This window comes from Alteromonas sp. LMIT006 (assembly GCF_024300645.1).
GTDB classification, from domain to species: domain Bacteria; phylum Pseudomonadota; class Gammaproteobacteria; order Enterobacterales; family Alteromonadaceae; genus Opacimonas; species Opacimonas immobilis.
In genome coordinates this window covers 100,695-116,730 of the sequence record NZ_CP101291.1, presented here as the reverse complement: position 1 = coordinate 116,730, position 16,036 = coordinate 100,695, and the positions used below count along the sequence as shown (strand labels likewise).

Genomic DNA, 16,036 nt, shown 5'->3' with positions numbered 1-16,036 from the left:
TTAACCCTAAATGCCATCTTCTCTGTTTTTAATTAGATTTGATACTAACTCTCTTATCTCTTTCGTTGTTTTTCCCTGAATTCTGGCTTGAATAAGAGCCTCAACCTCATGTTTGACATAAGCTACAGAACGCCCACCAATAGATACAGGAGGACAAAAGAGGCCTGCTTTTTCATCGTTTAAAAGTGAGGATCTTGAACGAGCAGTGAGTCGAATGACTTCATTTCTGCGAAGTAGTTGTAAGTCGTTATTAAGCATATCAGTTCCTTATTGGCTAACTGATACCCAATTATTCACATAAAAATTTGTAGAGGAAGGACAATTAAAGTGTTGTTTGTCCGGAGGTTCATTTTAAGCTTTTTTTGTATCTTCTATATTGCCTCAGAAACGAGTCTAAATCTGTATCAGGACTGTGTTCCATAAGATAATCTATGGCTATATCTTCGAGTGATCTTTTCATGGATTTTTCTATTCGATCCATTACTACATAAAATCTAAATTGCTTGTATATTTCTTTAGAGTATTTGCGGCCTGAATTATTGCCTACGCGTTTTTTTCTTTTCCCAAAAAATATGTCCTCAAGCTCAACTTTACCACAGAAGCTATAGTAGGTTTGAAAGCACTCATTTAATGCGAGTAAGACTTCTGGTGGAGGGTAGACTCCATGATCTATTGCAGAATCTAATGCTTCTAGAGGGGTGCTATTTTTTATGCTGTGCCTACTAAAATATTCCGGATCAATTCTTAAGTCACTCCAGTAGTCATCTAGAGAGTTCAAAACATCGTAGTTATGCTTGTCGTTTATTATCTTATTTTGCCACTCTATCAAGTTTGTATTTGTATTAAAATGATTTATGGGTTTTATCATCAAACTACCATCTACAAATTTGTATTCGGTAAATTCCTCATCACAATAAACCATTCCTGGATTATTTCTTAAATCATTTAAAACTTTGTCGCTTATGTTTGGCATTGCTATTACCTCAAGTTTATGACATTGACTTTTGGGACATAATTGAAATATGTTCCGACCACCATTCCATCATTTCTCTTCTGCGTTCTAAATAATCAGCTCGATTGTAAGCTCGTCTTACCTGGTTTTTATCAACATGAGCTAAAGCTGCCTCGATGACATCAGGATCAAATCCCTGTTCATTTAATGTGGTGCTAGCTAAAGCTCTCATGCCATGTGCTACAAGTCGTTTCTGAAATCCCATTCGCTTTAATGCTGCATTTGCAGTTTGTGCGTTCATGTGTTCTTTCGGGTTACGATCTGCAGGGAAAACATATTCTCGATGGCCACTTATGGGTTTAAGACGCTCTAATAACCTGATTGTCTGTGCTGTTAAAGGCACAAAATGCTCACGACTTTTTTTCATGCGTTCAGCAGGAATTCGCCAAATTAACTCATCAAAGTCAATTTCTGACCATCTTGCACCAACTGCCTCGCTAGGACGAACCATTGTATGAAGTTGCCATTCTATTAAACATCGTGTGACCAACTTGATACTTGCATATTGAAGAGCATCCATAAGCTCAGGGAGCTCATCGGGTTTAAGGCTTGGCATCAATTCTTTTTTTGGCTTGCTAAACGCTGATTTAATACCATAAAGAGGATTTGCTTGAACTAAGCCTGTATTTACAGCAAAGTTCATGACTTCATTCAAACGTTGGCATACGCGCCGTATAGTTTCTAAGTTACCTTTTGCTGCAACAGGTTTAAGTGTCTCTATGGTATCCGGAGCGTTTATCCTACTAATTGGGTACTTGCCTAATTTAGGTATTATGTGAAGCTCTAATGAACGCCAAATATCCTCAGCATAATCTGGTGTAACCTCGGTCTTTTTTACCATGAACCAATCAGAAGCGACCTTTTCAAAAGTATTTTCACTTATATCTCGCTCAAGTCTTTGGACTTGTTGTTTATGCTCTTTAGGATCAATGCCTTGAGCAATTAACTCTCTTGCTGAATCTCGTCTTTTTCGAGCATCTGCAAGTGATATAGCTGGGTATGAACCCAATCCCAATGATGATCTTTTTTTACTTAGAGGTTTAATGTAATCAAATAGCCATGTTTTGCTTCCTGATGGCTTGACTCTTAGTTGTAAACCATCACCATCTCCAAGTTTATAAACCTTGTCTTTGGGTTTGGCTTGTTTTACTTGGGTATTAGTAAGAGGCATAGTTCTAGCCATTTGTAGTACCATCATTAATGAAAAATAGTTGATACTACATACTGTACTACGTTAAATGTTGAATGTCATTAAGCGTTATTGAGCATTAATAACACATAAAATCCTTTATTAATAAGATTTTGGGCATAAAAAAGACACCCTAAGATGTCTTTAATTATCAATGTGGTGGAGTTGGCGGGATTTGAACCCGCGTCCAGAAAGCGTCAACCTTTGGTCCTACATGCTTAGTCAATCTTTACATTCGCCTGCACCCTGCGGACCGACACGCGAAGTACAAACTAGCTTGAATTAAATTTAGCGCTTTGTCTCTCAAGCGGGAGACGCCGGGCGATCCTGTTTGGGTTTGACTCCGCGTGATTCCCCGTCTTACAGGCGAAAGCTAGGGCGCGAAGGCACTCAGCAGGTTATTAAGCTGCTAGTGCGTAGTTGTCGTCGTTTGCGACTATTTTTTTGCGGCTTTTTTAAGAGGCCAACCGCACCTCTGCATGCACCTCCAGTATCATTGAATCCTGTCGAATCCTAATCAACCCCAGAAGTATTTTGTATTATAGTGACGTTTCACAAAATTGCGAAGCGGTTTTATCAAAATTAATCTAAGTTAACTTCTGATTCACCCAAATAACGCTCGCGCTTTTTCTTCTTAAGCATCTGCATATCCACCATAATTAGGCCGTCAATACAGTTATTAAATTCAGGATCGATATTAAACGCATGGAAACACACCCCACCGTCTTCCGCAATCTCAGTGTACTGTTTAAACAGGGTAGGGATGTTCAATCCCATGGACTGAAGATAGTGTTTTAACGCCGTAAAATCGGATTTGTAATCATCGCCATTAAAATCAATTGCTGGCGGCTCTTTCAAAATAAACGGAATTTTGGCCGTCGCACATTCGCCACTGCTAGAGCCACCACACCCAAAATAGCGCTGATAAAAATGCACAATCGCTTGCTTGGCTTTTTCAGGGTACGCATCCGATAAGCTGACTGGACCAAACAAATAGCGATACTGCGGATACTGGCGCACAAATGCCCCAATCCCATACCACAAATAATCCAACGAACGCTTACCCCAATAACGAGGCTGTACAAAGCTGCGACCTAATTCTAATCCTTGTGCAAAATACGGATTCATTTTCTCAGAATAGTCAAATAATGTGGCGCTGTATAAGTTATTTGAAGCGGGTGTGACGAGTTTGGTCGCATCACCAAAGCGATAGGCGCCAACAATCTCCAAGTCATTATTATCCCAAATCAGTAGATGATAATAATCTGAGTCATACTGGTCTATGTCGCGTTTATTGAGTGTGCCTTCACCTACTGCGCGAAACGCAATCTCTCGTAAGCGGCCTACTTCACGCATGATAGCACTGGATTCATGGTGCTCATAAAGGTAAATACGTTTGTTATCCGACGTTTCCCCCAACAACTGACATCGCTGTTTGAGCTCCTGTTGCAACACAGAACGGTTTTCGGGCAGCGCAATCGGATTTTGCACGTCAAACACCAATGGCTTATTTTGCGCAATGGCATATAGGTGTTTTTTGAATAATTTAACTGTTTGTTTTAAATTCAAGTTTTTTGCACTGTATGACTGAGGTGGAATTATTTTGCCTATGCGAATCGGGAAATGCGCTTTGCGCTGTTTAAACATTTCCTTGACCAGCAACGCCGTAGATAGTGGCTTGTAAATCATGGACATCGAATAAAACAGCGGAGAATTTTTGGCATCAATAAACAAAGGTAAAATTGGCGCGTTGTGTTGCTTAGCGATGCGATAGAAGCCAGAGTGCCATTTTGTGTCCCGAATCCCTTGAGGTCGCAGGCGCGATACTTCACCGGCTGGAAATATTAACAAAGCTCCCTCATTTTGCATGTGCGTATGGATATTATTCATGTTTTCTTTGGGCGTGTTGCCACCCATATTATTGACTGGTAACAGCAGATTGTTCAGCGCTTTGACCGACATCAGCATTTGGTTCGCCATGACTTTGACGTCGGTACGTACTTCATGCACCAGTTTTAGCAAAGCGAGACCATCTAAAGAACCAATTGGGTGGTTGGCAATGATCACCACTTTACCGGTACTGGGAATATGTTGCTTTTCATTATCCCGTACTGAATAGGTCACATTGAAGTAATCTAGAACTTGCTCCACAAAATCAATCCCGTCTAAATGCGGATAGCGCTCGACAAATTCACGGATATCGGTTTCGTGTAACAGCTGCCTGAGTAAATATATCAGCGGCTTAGCGATAAACGGCCTTTTGGCTAAATCAGGATATTGTTGATGGATAACGTCGGCGACAGAAAACATAAAGTCTCAAAGAATAGAAGGAATCCGCCACAAAATACCCATCAACTATGACACTTAAGTGACGTTAATTTGAAGAGTCTGTGACAGTGTATTGCGCCTTACCTGTCACACAACCTTCTTAAATATGTCCCACAATTGTCATAGTCCAAAATTAATATCAGCTCACGTTATAGACACACAATCATGCATCTTTACACCATGAGGTATAACGTGAAAACCACTCACCACAAAGCGATTTTTATTTCTGATGTCCACCTCGGTAGTACGGATTGTAAAGCGGAATTACTGTTAGAGTTTTTACACCACAACACCTGTGATGTCCTGTATTTAGTCGGGGACATCGTCGATTTATGGGCCATGCAACGCCAGTTTAAATGGCCAGAATCGCACAACGCTATCTTTCATAAAATCATTCAATTAAGTCATCAGTGCAAAGTGATTTACCTCCCGGGAAACCACGATGCACCCCTGCAAAAATATGATGGATTAGCCATCGGTGATATTCAGGTCGTGCGAGAAACCGTCCATGTTACGCAACAAGATAAGCGCTTTTTGGTACTGCATGGGGATCAGTTCGATGACGATGTAACCTTGGGTAAGTTTGAAGCCTGGATTGGCGATAAAGGCTATGATTTGTTGTTGTGGGTTAATCGCACTTATAATCGCTATCGCAGCTTAAATAAAGCACCTTATCGCTCACTTGCAGGCTATATCAAAACGCGTATCAAAGGTGCCCAACGCGCAATCAAGCGCTATCAAGTGGCATCCACTAAATGCGCTCAAGAACAAGGCTTAGATGGCGTTATTTGTGGGCATATTCATCACCCGGAACAAGCCACGACTAAGCATGGGATTTATATTAACGACGGTGATTGGGTAGAAAACTGTACTGCGTTGTGTGAATCCATGACAGGAGAGTTGCAGCTAGTGGATTGGGTAGAAACACGTGACAAAGCGTTAAGTAAATTACATCTGCAGGTTGCATAATTCAAATGCAACGCCTACTACTCATAGTGTATTGGCTTTTTATTAGGATTTTATTACACTAGCGCCAGTTTATTTATGGAGCATATTTATCATGGCGATGTACGTTGTCGGTCACAAAATCCCTGATTCGGATTCAATTTGCGGTGCCTTAGCACTGGCCTATCTCAAAAACCAAATTGGCGAAGAAGCCATTCCTACGCGCTTAGGTGATGTATCGCCCGAGACTCAATTTATTTTGGATCGTTTTGGTTTTGATGCACCAGAGCTTAAAATGAGCTATGCGGGTGAAGAGGTTTACATCGTTGACCACACAGAAAAAACGCAAGCACCTGATGATATCGATGAAGCAACAGTTGTTGGTGTTGTTGATCACCACAAATTAGGGGATTTAACCACATCTACACCTCTAGAGTGCTGGATCCGCCCAGTAGGTTGTTCAAACACGATTATCAAGATGATGTATGATTTTTACGGCGTAGAGATCCCTAAAGAATACGCAGGCATCATGATGTGTGCGATTTTATCTGATACTGTCATTTTCAAATCACCAACTTGCACCACAGCTGATATCAAATGTGTTGAAGCATTAGCAGAAATTGCTGGTATTGAAGACTTTAAAGAGCTTGGCATGGAAATGTTCCGCGTTAAGTCTGCAGTTCAAGGCACACCTGTGCGCGACTTAGTAAAGCGCGATTTTAAAGATTTCGATATGCACGGCAACCTTGTGGGTATCGGTCAGCTAGAAGTCATTGATTTATCTGTATTTGATGATATCAAAGCAGATCTTGCCAAAGACATTGCTGTACTTAAAGAAGAAGGCCAGCGTCATTCAGTTCTTCTTCTATTAACCGACATCATGAAAGAAGGTTCATTGATGTTAGTGGCTTCTGATGATAGCTCGATCGTAGAAAAAGCTTATGATGTCACGGTCGATAATGGTGAAGTCTGGCTAGAAGGCGTATTAAGCCGTAAAAAGCAGGTCGTTCCACCATTACAGGATGCGTTTGCATAAGTCTGCAATTTATGACTGAACAAAGCCCAACTTTTTGTTGGGCTTTTTTGTATTGGAAAATAAATAGTTCATAAATCTTCAAAAGTATTCTATAGTCGAAATGTACTTACGCAAATAAGGAAGGTAGAAGTGGAATCATTGAAAGTGCAAGACTATATGAATAAACATCCTGTTACATTCACTGAGCATATGCCAGTAGCGGAAGCTGTTGAGCGATTATTGCAAAGTCGACAAGGTGCGGGGCCTGTAGTGAATAAAAGCGGTAAAGTGGTCGGATTTTTGTCTGAACAGGATTGTATCAAGAAGATGGTTGAATCGTCCTACTACCGAGAACAAGTTGCCCACGTCCATGACATCATGAAAGTCGAAGTCATTTCAGTGAAGCCATATCATTCGGTATTAGAATTGGCGCAAGGCCTGAGTATTGAACGTCCTAAGGTGTATCCTGTCATTGACGATGCAGGGCATCTGCTAGGTACAATCAGTCGCACCGATTTGCTCCGAGCAATTGATTTGCATTTACAGGATGGCTATAAGGATCATTAATCCATTGCTATTGGGGCTATGCTATATCCTAGATTGGTGTAGCCGCATAGGCCGTGCTTATTTACCCAGAATTGAGTTTCTGGTAACGGTATAATGACATACTTGATCCCATAAAGTTGCCAGTTTTGAGGTTGTTTTTTCTCAAGTTTGCAAAGTGTCTGGCTCAAGTGTCGCCACATTCCGGTATGATGAGGATAATTAGCAATCTCGTATTTAAATTTGGCTGGCGTCTCGTTAAAGAACGTCCAGTTCTGTGCTACTAAATCGTATTCAGCTGATGACCCACTAGGTAAATAATGCGCACGACCACCCAATTGATATCCTTGAACTGTCTGTTTGATTTGCAACAGTGTATCGTCATAAATAAAGACCCCATGCTTACCGATCACTTTGGTAAAAGCCCGAGTAGGTTTGTTCGGCACATCCCAGCTGATTAACACCGCTGAATTTTCATCCACGCCAATACCTACCTTAGAACCGGTTAGGGCATTTAGCGCAATAAATCGTCCTTCGCGGTTTCGCTCCGAAAAATGTGTGTCGGTATTACCAAGCGCAAACAGCCCTGTGCCTCCATTCGAATGGTAGGTGACATCATCCGCATGGCTAAATGAGGTCGATTTATAACAGTTCTCAACACAACGCTGAGAAGGCGCATCTTGAGCGAAAACCCCACGTTTAATTGCTTGATGGCTAACGCCATTGGTGATCATCGGAATCATGCTGTCTGTACTACTTAGCCCCGTCTGAACTACTGTGCCTGCACTGGTGCCACCCACAATCAGTTTTCCTTGCGCGTGACGTACTTGTATTGCCCTTAACACATCATTGGGCTTGCTTTCTGGCATAAAAAGCGCAGCGCGGGTAAACGATTGATCGCCCCCATTAAAAAATATGCCATGTGCGCCATGAATCAAATCAACCAGTTTTTGTGGAGTGCGACAAGCAGCTTGTTGTTCTGCATATAAATCGGGATATACCTGTGCACGATTAAATACCAAATAGTTGCCTTGGAAATCCTCTAATTTATCGCATTGTTGCGCACGACTTGCAGCTTGCCATGCTCTGTCGATGGGAAGCCAAGTTGCTGGTACACCGTCCACAGCAAACACGCTACGATAATAATCTACGGCAGCATAACTGTCGCGCGATGATGCAGTGACAACTAAGATTTGAGGTTTTGCTTTTTCTTGTTCTGCAAACCGCTTCGCTTGTTCAATAAAAGTGTTAATGATTGCTTGTGTGGAAGTGCTTTTTGAGTCTTGTGGCGCTGCAGTTTCGCGAAGACGTTTTTGAGACTGACCATGAGAACTTTTTATCTCTAATGCATCATAGATTAAATAATAATCGTGGTCGGATAAGGCGCGAATCTTCTCTCTTACCTGAGCGGTTTCGAACAGAGTATCCAGTTCATTCTTGGTCAGCATATTAGTGTTAGTGAAATTATCAAGTGCTTCGACCACCTCAGCAAACTTTGGTGATTGTGTGCTATCTTTGATGCTGTTAAGAGTGTGTTTGCTTAATTTGTAATAGTTCTGTGACTTGCCTTTGGGCGGCTCAGACGCACAATGTTTGGGAGAGTAAGACGAACAAATTTCAAGAGCACCACCGGCAAGTAAAAGATGAAAATCGAGAGAAGTTTCTAATGGACTCGCATTGGTCTTTGCGGTGCCAAATGTCAAGCAAGTTAACAAGCATACAATGTGTAAGCCTAGTTGTGCTGTCATGAATTTACAAACTCCATTTTTCGATTTTAGTTTTTAAAACACGTTTATCAATTGGTTTGAGTTGCGTGATATTAATGCTAATCGATGCTTTGAGCAATGCGATGTATTTTTTCAGTCACGTCTCTTCTTGGATGTGTATCTTACTCCTCATACTTTTGTCGACAATCTGCCGGTAAACTCTTGCTAAAATCATCCTAAAGGGCTATATTGTCGACAATGGCTTGGTTGAGGTAATTCCATGGCAACAGCAAATGTTACTCCTATCACTAGTGCGGACCGCACGTTTATTCAGTTAAGACAAGATATTGTCGAGGGCGTCATTCCCGCCGGAGCGAAACTCAGCGAAACCGAGTTGTCGACAAAATACCAAGTCAGTCGAGCTGTCATTCGCGAAGCCATCAATCGCTTGACCGCCTGTCATATCGTTGAGCGTAAAGCCAATGTTGGGGCACGCGTGGTTGAATTATCAGAAGCAGGTTTGCAAGAACTATATGAAATTCGCGAATCCCTTGAAGGGATGGCTGCTCGTCTCGCTGCGCGCAACATGACCATGGCCGAAATAAACAAGTTACTTAGCCTTCTCGATACGCATTTCGAGACGGTACGAGAGGGCGAGAGCTATTATCAAGAAGCCGGTGATTATGATTTTCACTACCGCATTATCTTGGGTTCCAAAAACCAACAGCTTATTACCTTATTAACGGAAGGTATTTATCACTTGGTGCGCATGTATCGCGTCCAGCTTGGAATGGCAGGTCCTCGAGTGACGACTGCCTACGCTGAACACAAGCACATTGCGCAAGCCATTTTAAATCGTGACGAGGAACTAGCCGAAATGCTTATGCGTCGCCACATCACATACAGCAAGAACACGATTGCCAAGAAACTGGCAAGCCAATCTTAACAAGAGGACTATTTCATGAGTGCAGGAAAAAAATTCAGAGACGCTTTAGTGGCTAACCAGCCATTGCAAATCGTCGGTACCATTAACGCGTATGCAGCGATGATGGCAAAGCGTATCGGGCATCAAGCCATTTATTTATCCGGTGGCGGTGTAGCAAATGCTTCTTATGGCCTACCTGATTTGGGCATGACTTCGTTAAACGATGTGCTTGTCGACGTGCAGCGCATTACTGCGGCGTGTGATTTGCCGTTATTAGTCGATATTGATACGGGGTGGGGCGGAGCATTTAACATTGCCAAAACCATTCGCGATATGGAAAAAGCCGGTGCTGCAGCAGTCCACATGGAAGACCAAGTCGCGCAAAAGCGCTGTGGTCATCGTCCAAACAAAGAAATCGTGTCCACTGAAGAAATGGTCGACCGGATTAGAGCGGCCGTAGATGCGCGCACTGATCCTGATTTCTTCATCATGGCGCGTACGGATGCGTTTGCGCAAGAAGGGTTAGAGGCGGCGATTGAGCGTGCTAAGGCTTACGTTGCTGCCGGTGCTGACGGGATTTTTGCAGAAGCGGTTAAGACGGAAGAGCATTACCGTGCCTTCAGCGAAGCCTTAGATGTTCCTATCTTGGCAAACATCACGGAGTTTGGTCAAACCGAGCTATGGAACCGTGAACAGTTAGGTGAGTGGGGCGCAGCGATGGTGCTTTACCCATTATCAGCGTTCCGCGCAATGAATAAAGCAGCCGAAAACGTTTATCAGCATATCCTAAACGATGGCGATCAAAAAGCCGTGATCGATACGATGCAGACGCGTATGGACTTATACGATTATCTTGGCTATCACGACTATGAGCAAAAACTCGATGCTCTATTTGCCGAAGGCAAAAACAAATAAATTTTCAATTTAAAACAAACCACCCTTACCCTCAAAAATAGGAGATGAACATGGTTGATAAGAAATTAGGCGGCGCAGGTTTACGCGGACAATCTGCAGGTGAAACGAAATTATGTACGGTTGGCAAATCTGGCTCAGGTTTGACTTACTGCGGTTATGATGTATCGGATTTGGCTGATAATGCAACATTTGAAGAAGTGGCGTATTTATTGTTTAACGGAGAGTTACCGAATCAAACGCAACTCGATGAGTACAAAGCGGTATTAAAAGCCAATCGCGACCTACCAGAGAGCTTAAAAGCCGTATTGAAGCTCATTCCAAAAGACGCGCACCCTATGGACGTCATGCGTACCGGTTGTTCCATGTTAGGTAACTTGGAAGGCGAAGCTGATTTTGGTCAGCAACAACAAGCAGCTAATCGTCTATTAGGTGCATTTCCAGCGATTGTGACATATTGGTATCGCTACACTCATGATGGCGTTGAAATCGATTGCAATACAGATGAAGATGGGATTGGTGGACATTTCTTAGCGTTATTGACCGGTAAGACGCCATCTGAATTACATCGTAAAGTCATGGATGTCTCGTTAATTTTGTATGCTGAACATGAATTTAACGCCTCGACCTTTACGGCTCGTGTTTGTGCGTCAACGTTATCCGACATGTATTCGTGTATCACAGGTGCCATTGGTTCATTGCGCGGTCCACTTCACGGTGGAGCGAACGAGGCAGCGATGGATATGATTGAGCGCTTCAGCGACCCAGAAGATGCGGTAGTCCAGATGCGTGGCATGTTAGAGCGCAAAGAAAAAATCATGGGCTTTGGGCATGCGATCTATCGTGAGTCAGATCCGCGTAATGTCATCATCAAAGGCTGGTCTGAGAAACTGGCGGAAGAATTTGGTGACCGCAACTTATACGACATTTCTGTGGCTTGTGAACAATTCATGTGGGATGAAAAGAAATTATTCTGTAACGCTGATTTCTTCCACGCGTCTGCGTATCACTTTATGGGGATTCCCACCAAGTTATTTACCCCAATTTTCGTATGTTCGCGTTTGACGGGCTGGGCAGCACACGTCATGGAACAACGTGATAACAACCGTATCATTCGTCCAAGTGCGGATTATACCGGCTCGGAGCCGCGTAAAGTGACGCCGATTGGTCAGCGCGTTTAATTCCCACATTTAAGGCAAGCATATGAATACCGAGTTTAAACAAACCCTACCTGGCTCAAGCGTTGAATATTTCAACGCTGAGGCCGCGGTCAACGCGATCGAAGCCGATGCGTGGGCCAAATTACCTTACACTTCCAAAGTACTCGCAGAGAATTTGGTGCGCAAATGCGATCCAGCTATGCTCAACGTTTCGCTAGAACAGTTGATTTACCGCAAGCGCGAGCAAGATTTTCCATGGTTCCCAGCACGCGTGGTGTGTCACGATATTTTGGGGCAAACGGCATTAGTCGATTTGGCTGGTTTGCGTGATGCAATTGCCGATAAAGGCGGCGATCCAGCTAAAGTTAACCCAGTCGTACCGACCCAGTTGATCGTAGATCACTCTTTGGCCGTTGAGCACGGTGGTTTTGAAGCAGACGCGTTTGAAAAAAATCGTGCGATTGAAGATCGTCGCAACGAAGACCGTTTCCACTTTATCAACTGGACCAAAACCGCGTTTAAAAACGTGGATGTTATTCCTCCTGGCAATGGGATCATGCACCAGATCAACCTAGAGAAAATGTCGCCAGTCGTGCAGTTGCGCGATAATGTCGCTTTCCCAGATACGTGTGTGGGTACTGACTCACACACGCCGCATACTGATGCGTTGGGTGTTATTTCCATTGGTGTCGGTGGTCTTGAAGCTGAGAATGTTATGTTAGGTCGTGCGTCATATATGCGTCTGCCTGATATTGTCGGTGTTGAGTTTACCGGTAAACCTCAAGCAGGCATTACTTCAACGGATATCGTATTGGCATTGACCCAGTTCTTGCGTCAAGAGCGTGTTGTCGGGGCTTACTTAGAGTTTTATGGTGAAGGTACCAAACACCTATCATTGGGCGACCGTGCAACTATCTCCAATATGACGCCAGAATACGGCGCGACGGCGGCGATGTTCTATATTGACGAGCAAACCATTGATTACTTGAACCTTACGGGACGTGAGCCTGAGCAAGTCGCATTGGTTGAGCAATATGCCAAAACCACCGGCCTTTGGGCGGATAGTATGGTCGGTGCAGAATACGAGCGTATATTGCGTTTTGATTTGTCTGCGGTTGAACGAAATATGGCTGGCCCTTCTAATCCGCATGCCAAATTACCAGTGAAAGAACTGGGCGAGCGCGGCATTGCTAAAGCCTATGACAAGCCAGACGGTTTGATGCCAGATGGTGCGGTGATCATCGCAGCGATTACCTCATGTACGAATACTTCGAATCCACGAAATGTCATTATGGCCGGCATGTTGGCCAAAAAAGCCAATGAGTTAGGCTTAACTCGTCAGCCATGGGTTAAATCATCACTTGCGCCAGGATCAAAAGTGGTCAAGATGTACCTGGAAGAAGCTGGGCTTTTATCTGAACTAGAACAGCTAGGCTTTGGTATTGTTGCTTATGCCTGTACGTCGTGTAACGGCATGTCAGGTGCGCTGGATCCTGCCATTCAACAAGAAATCATCGACCGTGATTTGTATGCAACCGCTGTGTTATCCGGTAACCGAAATTTTGATGGCCGTATCCACCCATATGCCTCACAGGCTTTCCTAGCGTCTCCGCCGTTAGTGGTCGCGTATGCGATTGCTGGCTCAATGCGTTTTGATATCGAAAAAGACGTGTTGGGTACGGATAAAGATGGCAATCCGGTTTACCTAAAAGATATCTGGCCAGACGATGCGGAAGTCGATGCGATCATCAAAGCCAGCGTCAAACCTGAGATGTTTAAATCTGTATATACGCCCATGTTTGATTTGAGCGTAGACTATGGTGAGAAAAACAATCCATTGTACGATTGGCGTGAAATGTCGACATATATTCGTCGTCCGCCGTATTGGGAAGGCGCTTTGGCCGCACCTCGTACCATGCAAGGTATGCGTGCACTGGCTGTGTTAGGCGATAACATTACGACGGACCATTTATCTCCCTCAAATGCGATTTTGGCCTCATCTGCTGCCGGTGAATATTTGGCAAAAATGGGCTTGCCTGAAGAAGACTTTAACTCATATGCCACGCACCGTGGCGACCACTTAACGGCCCAACGTGCAACATTCGCAAACCCGAAATTACTTAATGAAATGGTGCGCGATGATAATGGCGAAATCGTGCAAGGCTCGTTGGCGCGTTTAGAGCCAGAAGGTCAGACTATGCGTATGTGGGAAGTCATTGAAACTTATATGCAGCGCAAGCAACCGCTGATTATTGTGGCAGGGGCAGACTACGGGCAAGGTTCATCACGCGACTGGGCAGCCAAAGGCGTTCGTCTCGCTGGCGTTGAAGTGATTGTGGCAGAAGGATTTGAGCGCATTCACCGTACGAACCTTGTAGGCATGGGCGTATTACCGGTTGAGTTTATCAACAGTGAAACTCGTCATACGTACCAGATTGACGGCACTGAAACCTTTGCTATCGAAGGTGAAGTGGATGCCGGTGCAGAGTTAACGTTGGTGATTACACGAGCGAACGGTGAAGTCATGCGTGCACCCGTCAAATGTCGCCTGGATACCGCTGAAGAAGTGTCTGTCTATAGCGCAGGTGGCGTATTGCAGCGCTTTGCTCAGGACTTTTTAGAAGGGCAGGTGGCGTAATGTCTACCGCACCATTGGCGCATGCAGCGCAAATAAAAGTTCCCGCCACTTATATGCGTGGCGGCACTTCCAAGGGCGTATTTTTTGCCCTAGAGGACTTGCCTGAAAAAGCCCAGCAACCAGGCCCATATCGCGATGCACTCTTGTTACGTGTCATTGGTAGTCCTGATCCTTATGGCAAGCACACTGATGGCATGGGTGGAGCGACGTCGAGCACCTCCAAAACGGTGATTTTGTCAGCTTCAGACCAACCCAATCACGATGTGAACTATTTGTTTGGCCAGGTGGCGATTGATAGAGCCTTTGTCGATTGGTCGGGTAACTGCGGTAACTTAACTGCAGCTGTGGGCTCTTTTGCGATTGAAAAAGGCTTAGTGGCGGCTGAGCGCATTCCAGAAAATGGGGTGTGTGAAGTGCGTATCTGGCAGCAAAACATTGGCAAAACGATCATTGCTTCTGTGCCCATTACCAATGGACAAGTGCAAGAAATAGGTGATTTTATGCTGGATGGCGTGACGTTCCCTGCTGCTGAAGTACCGATTGCCTTTGTCGCACCCGTTGAGCCAGATGAGCTTGTTTTACCTACCGGGAATACGGTTGACCGCTTGCATGTACCTGATATTGGTGAATTTGATGTCAGCATGGTGAACTCGGGCATTCCAACGCTGTTTTTCAGAGCGTCGGATTTGGGCTACCAAGGCACTGAATTGCAAGAAGCGATTAATGGTGATGAGGATGCGTTAGAACGCTTTGAAACAATCCGTCTGCATGGCGCAGTGGCGATGGGCTTGAGTCCTGATATTGAAACGGCAGCGACATCTCAGCATATTCCAAAGATCGCCTTTGTTTCACCCGCGCAAGATTATGTGAGTTCGGCAGGGACGGCGATCAGTGTATCCGAGATTGACTGTCACGTCCGTGCCTTGTCGATGGGCAAACTGCATCACGCCATGATGGGAACCGCTGCCGTAGCTATTGCAACAGCCTCTGCGATTCCAGGGACATTGGTCAATGAAGCCGCCGGTGGAGGCGCGCGGGACGCAGTGACGTTTGGTCATCCCTCTGGTACGCTTAAAGTCGGTGCATCAGCATCTGAAGTCGATGGTCAATGGCAAGTTGAGCGTGTCGTAATGAGCCGCAGTGCTAGGGTGTTAATGGAAGGTTGGGTGAGGGTGCCTGAGCCTAACCTGTAATATCGGCACAAGATAAATAAGCGCTAGGTTATTGCTTGGCGCTTTTTTTTGCACTAAATTTAGATAAAACATTAGGTGAATTACGTCCATGAAGTTTCTCATAACACTCATATTTTTGGCTTTGCCAGTCATCAGTCAAACACACGCATCAGAGCTACCTCAGAATACTAAAAATAAAATCGCGCCGGTCATCATTGACGTGAGGACGATTGCAGAATGGGAACAAGGTCATCATCCGCAAGCAGAACACATTGAATGGCAAGATATTCTAGAGGGTGTTAAAGCACTTGGGGTGCAAAAAAATACGAGTATCATCTTGTATTGTCGCTCCGGGAACCGAGCCGGCAAAGCGATGCGTTTGCTTCAAGCTGAAGGCTATACCAACGTCCACAATGGCATGAATTTGGAAAAAATCACTAAATATTTACAATAACCTATTTCGGCGCCGATAAAACAAAGCGTGACGTGGA

General features: G+C 44.3%; 14 protein-coding genes and 1 other RNA gene. 9 read left to right on the top strand and 6 right to left on the bottom strand.

The window, feature by feature from the left end:
• Positions 1–6: 6 nt before the first annotated feature.
• From NLG07_RS00480 to NLG07_RS00460, 5 genes are all read right to left on the bottom strand, one after another.
• Positions 7–258: an AlpA family transcriptional regulator gene (locus tag NLG07_RS00480; RefSeq protein WP_254855739.1), complete on the bottom strand. Its 252-nt coding sequence runs from the start codon at positions 256–258 to the stop codon at positions 7–9.
• Between the two features lie 88 nt (positions 259–346).
• Entirely contained in the window at positions 347–973 is a 627-nt protein-coding gene (locus NLG07_RS00475) for a hypothetical protein (RefSeq protein ID WP_254855738.1), read from the bottom strand.
• Positions 974–989: 16 nt separating this feature from the next.
• The gene (locus tag NLG07_RS00470) at positions 990–2,195 is read right to left on the bottom strand and encodes an integrase domain-containing protein (RefSeq protein WP_254855737.1); all 1,206 of its coding nucleotides are present in this window, start codon (positions 2,193–2,195) and stop codon (positions 990–992) included.
• Between the two features lie 163 nt (positions 2,196–2,358).
• Positions 2,359–2,726: a transfer-messenger RNA gene (gene ssrA, locus NLG07_RS00465) on the bottom strand.
• Positions 2,727–2,783: 57 nt separating this feature from the next.
• Positions 2,784–4,511: a lysophospholipid acyltransferase family protein gene (locus NLG07_RS00460; protein WP_254855736.1), complete on the bottom strand. Its 1,728-nt coding sequence runs from the start codon at positions 4,509–4,511 to the stop codon at positions 2,784–2,786.
• A gap of 210 nt (positions 4,512–4,721) precedes the next feature.
• On the opposite strand from NLG07_RS00460, the gene NLG07_RS00455 reads away from it, so the two are divergent.
• The 3 genes from NLG07_RS00455 to NLG07_RS00445 all read left to right on the top strand — a co-directional run bounded on the left by NLG07_RS00455 (position 4,722) and on the right by NLG07_RS00445 (position 7,056).
• The gene (locus NLG07_RS00455) at positions 4,722–5,498 is read left to right on the top strand and encodes a UDP-2,3-diacylglucosamine diphosphatase (RefSeq protein WP_254855735.1); all 777 of its coding nucleotides are present in this window, start codon (positions 4,722–4,724) and stop codon (positions 5,496–5,498) included.
• Between the two features lie 91 nt (positions 5,499–5,589).
• On the top strand, positions 5,590–6,510 hold the full coding sequence (locus NLG07_RS00450) for a manganese-dependent inorganic pyrophosphatase (RefSeq protein ID WP_254855734.1): 921 nt from the start codon (positions 5,590–5,592) through the stop codon (positions 6,508–6,510).
• Positions 6,511–6,639: 129 nt separating this feature from the next.
• Positions 6,640–7,056, top strand: a complete 417-nt coding sequence (locus NLG07_RS00445) for a CBS domain-containing protein (protein WP_254855733.1) — start codon at positions 6,640–6,642, stop codon at positions 7,054–7,056.
• Here the strand turns inward: NLG07_RS00445 and NLG07_RS00440 are convergent.
• Positions 7,053–8,780: a cyanophycinase gene (locus NLG07_RS00440; RefSeq protein WP_254855732.1), complete on the bottom strand. Its 1,728-nt coding sequence runs from the start codon at positions 8,778–8,780 to the stop codon at positions 7,053–7,055. The genes NLG07_RS00445 and NLG07_RS00440 overlap by 4 nt on opposite strands.
• 238 nt (positions 8,781–9,018) lie before the next feature.
• Between NLG07_RS00440 and NLG07_RS00435 the strand changes: the two genes are divergently transcribed.
• The 6 genes from NLG07_RS00435 to NLG07_RS00410 all read left to right on the top strand — a co-directional run bounded on the left by NLG07_RS00435 (position 9,019) and on the right by NLG07_RS00410 (position 15,999).
• Entirely contained in the window at positions 9,019–9,684 is a 666-nt protein-coding gene (locus tag NLG07_RS00435) for a GntR family transcriptional regulator (RefSeq protein ID WP_254855731.1), read from the top strand.
• A gap of 15 nt (positions 9,685–9,699) precedes the next feature.
• The gene (gene prpB, locus NLG07_RS00430; RefSeq protein ID WP_254855730.1) at positions 9,700–10,578 is read left to right on the top strand and encodes a methylisocitrate lyase; all 879 of its coding nucleotides are present in this window, start codon (positions 9,700–9,702) and stop codon (positions 10,576–10,578) included.
• Positions 10,579–10,628: 50 nt separating this feature from the next.
• The gene (prpC, locus tag NLG07_RS00425; RefSeq protein WP_254855729.1) at positions 10,629–11,756 is read left to right on the top strand and encodes a 2-methylcitrate synthase; all 1,128 of its coding nucleotides are present in this window, start codon (positions 10,629–10,631) and stop codon (positions 11,754–11,756) included.
• Positions 11,757–11,778: 22 nt separating this feature from the next.
• Complete coding sequence (gene acnD, locus NLG07_RS00420) at positions 11,779–14,373, top strand: Fe/S-dependent 2-methylisocitrate dehydratase AcnD (RefSeq protein WP_254855728.1); 2,595 nt, start codon at positions 11,779–11,781, stop codon at positions 14,371–14,373.
• Positions 14,373–15,566: a 2-methylaconitate cis-trans isomerase PrpF gene (prpF, locus tag NLG07_RS00415; RefSeq protein ID WP_254855727.1), complete on the top strand. Its 1,194-nt coding sequence runs from the start codon at positions 14,373–14,375 to the stop codon at positions 15,564–15,566. The genes acnD and prpF overlap by 1 nt, the downstream gene beginning before the upstream one ends.
• Before the next feature lie 88 nt (positions 15,567–15,654).
• The gene (locus NLG07_RS00410; RefSeq protein WP_254855726.1) at positions 15,655–15,999 is read left to right on the top strand and encodes a rhodanese-like domain-containing protein; all 345 of its coding nucleotides are present in this window, start codon (positions 15,655–15,657) and stop codon (positions 15,997–15,999) included.
• Positions 16,000–16,036 lie beyond the last annotated feature (37 nt).

Coding starts and splice junctions, on each gene's coding strand:
- NLG07_RS00480 (WP_254855739.1), bottom strand. CDS start 258: ATGCTTAATAACGACTTACAACTACTTCGCAGAAATGAAGTCATTCGA.
- NLG07_RS00475 (WP_254855738.1), bottom strand. CDS start 973: ATGCCAAACATAAGCGACAAAGTTTTAAATGATTTAAGAAATAATCCA.
- NLG07_RS00470 (WP_254855737.1), bottom strand. CDS start 2,195: ATGGCTAGAACTATGCCTCTTACTAATACCCAAGTAAAACAAGCCAAA.
- NLG07_RS00460 (WP_254855736.1), bottom strand. CDS start 4,511: ATGTTTTCTGTCGCCGACGTTATCCATCAACAATATCCTGATTTAGCC.
- NLG07_RS00450 (WP_254855734.1), top strand. CDS start 5,590: ATGGCGATGTACGTTGTCGGTCACAAAATCCCTGATTCGGATTCAATT.
- NLG07_RS00440 (WP_254855732.1), bottom strand. CDS start 8,780: ATGACAGCACAACTAGGCTTACACATTGTATGCTTGTTAACTTGCTTG.
- NLG07_RS00435 (WP_254855731.1), top strand. CDS start 9,019: ATGGCAACAGCAAATGTTACTCCTATCACTAGTGCGGACCGCACGTTT.
- prpB (WP_254855730.1), top strand. CDS start 9,700: ATGAGTGCAGGAAAAAAATTCAGAGACGCTTTAGTGGCTAACCAGCCA.
- prpC (WP_254855729.1), top strand. CDS start 10,629: ATGGTTGATAAGAAATTAGGCGGCGCAGGTTTACGCGGACAATCTGCA.
- acnD (WP_254855728.1), top strand. CDS start 11,779: ATGAATACCGAGTTTAAACAAACCCTACCTGGCTCAAGCGTTGAATAT.
- prpF (WP_254855727.1), top strand. CDS start 14,373: ATGTCTACCGCACCATTGGCGCATGCAGCGCAAATAAAAGTTCCCGCC.
- NLG07_RS00410 (WP_254855726.1), top strand. CDS start 15,655: ATGAAGTTTCTCATAACACTCATATTTTTGGCTTTGCCAGTCATCAGT.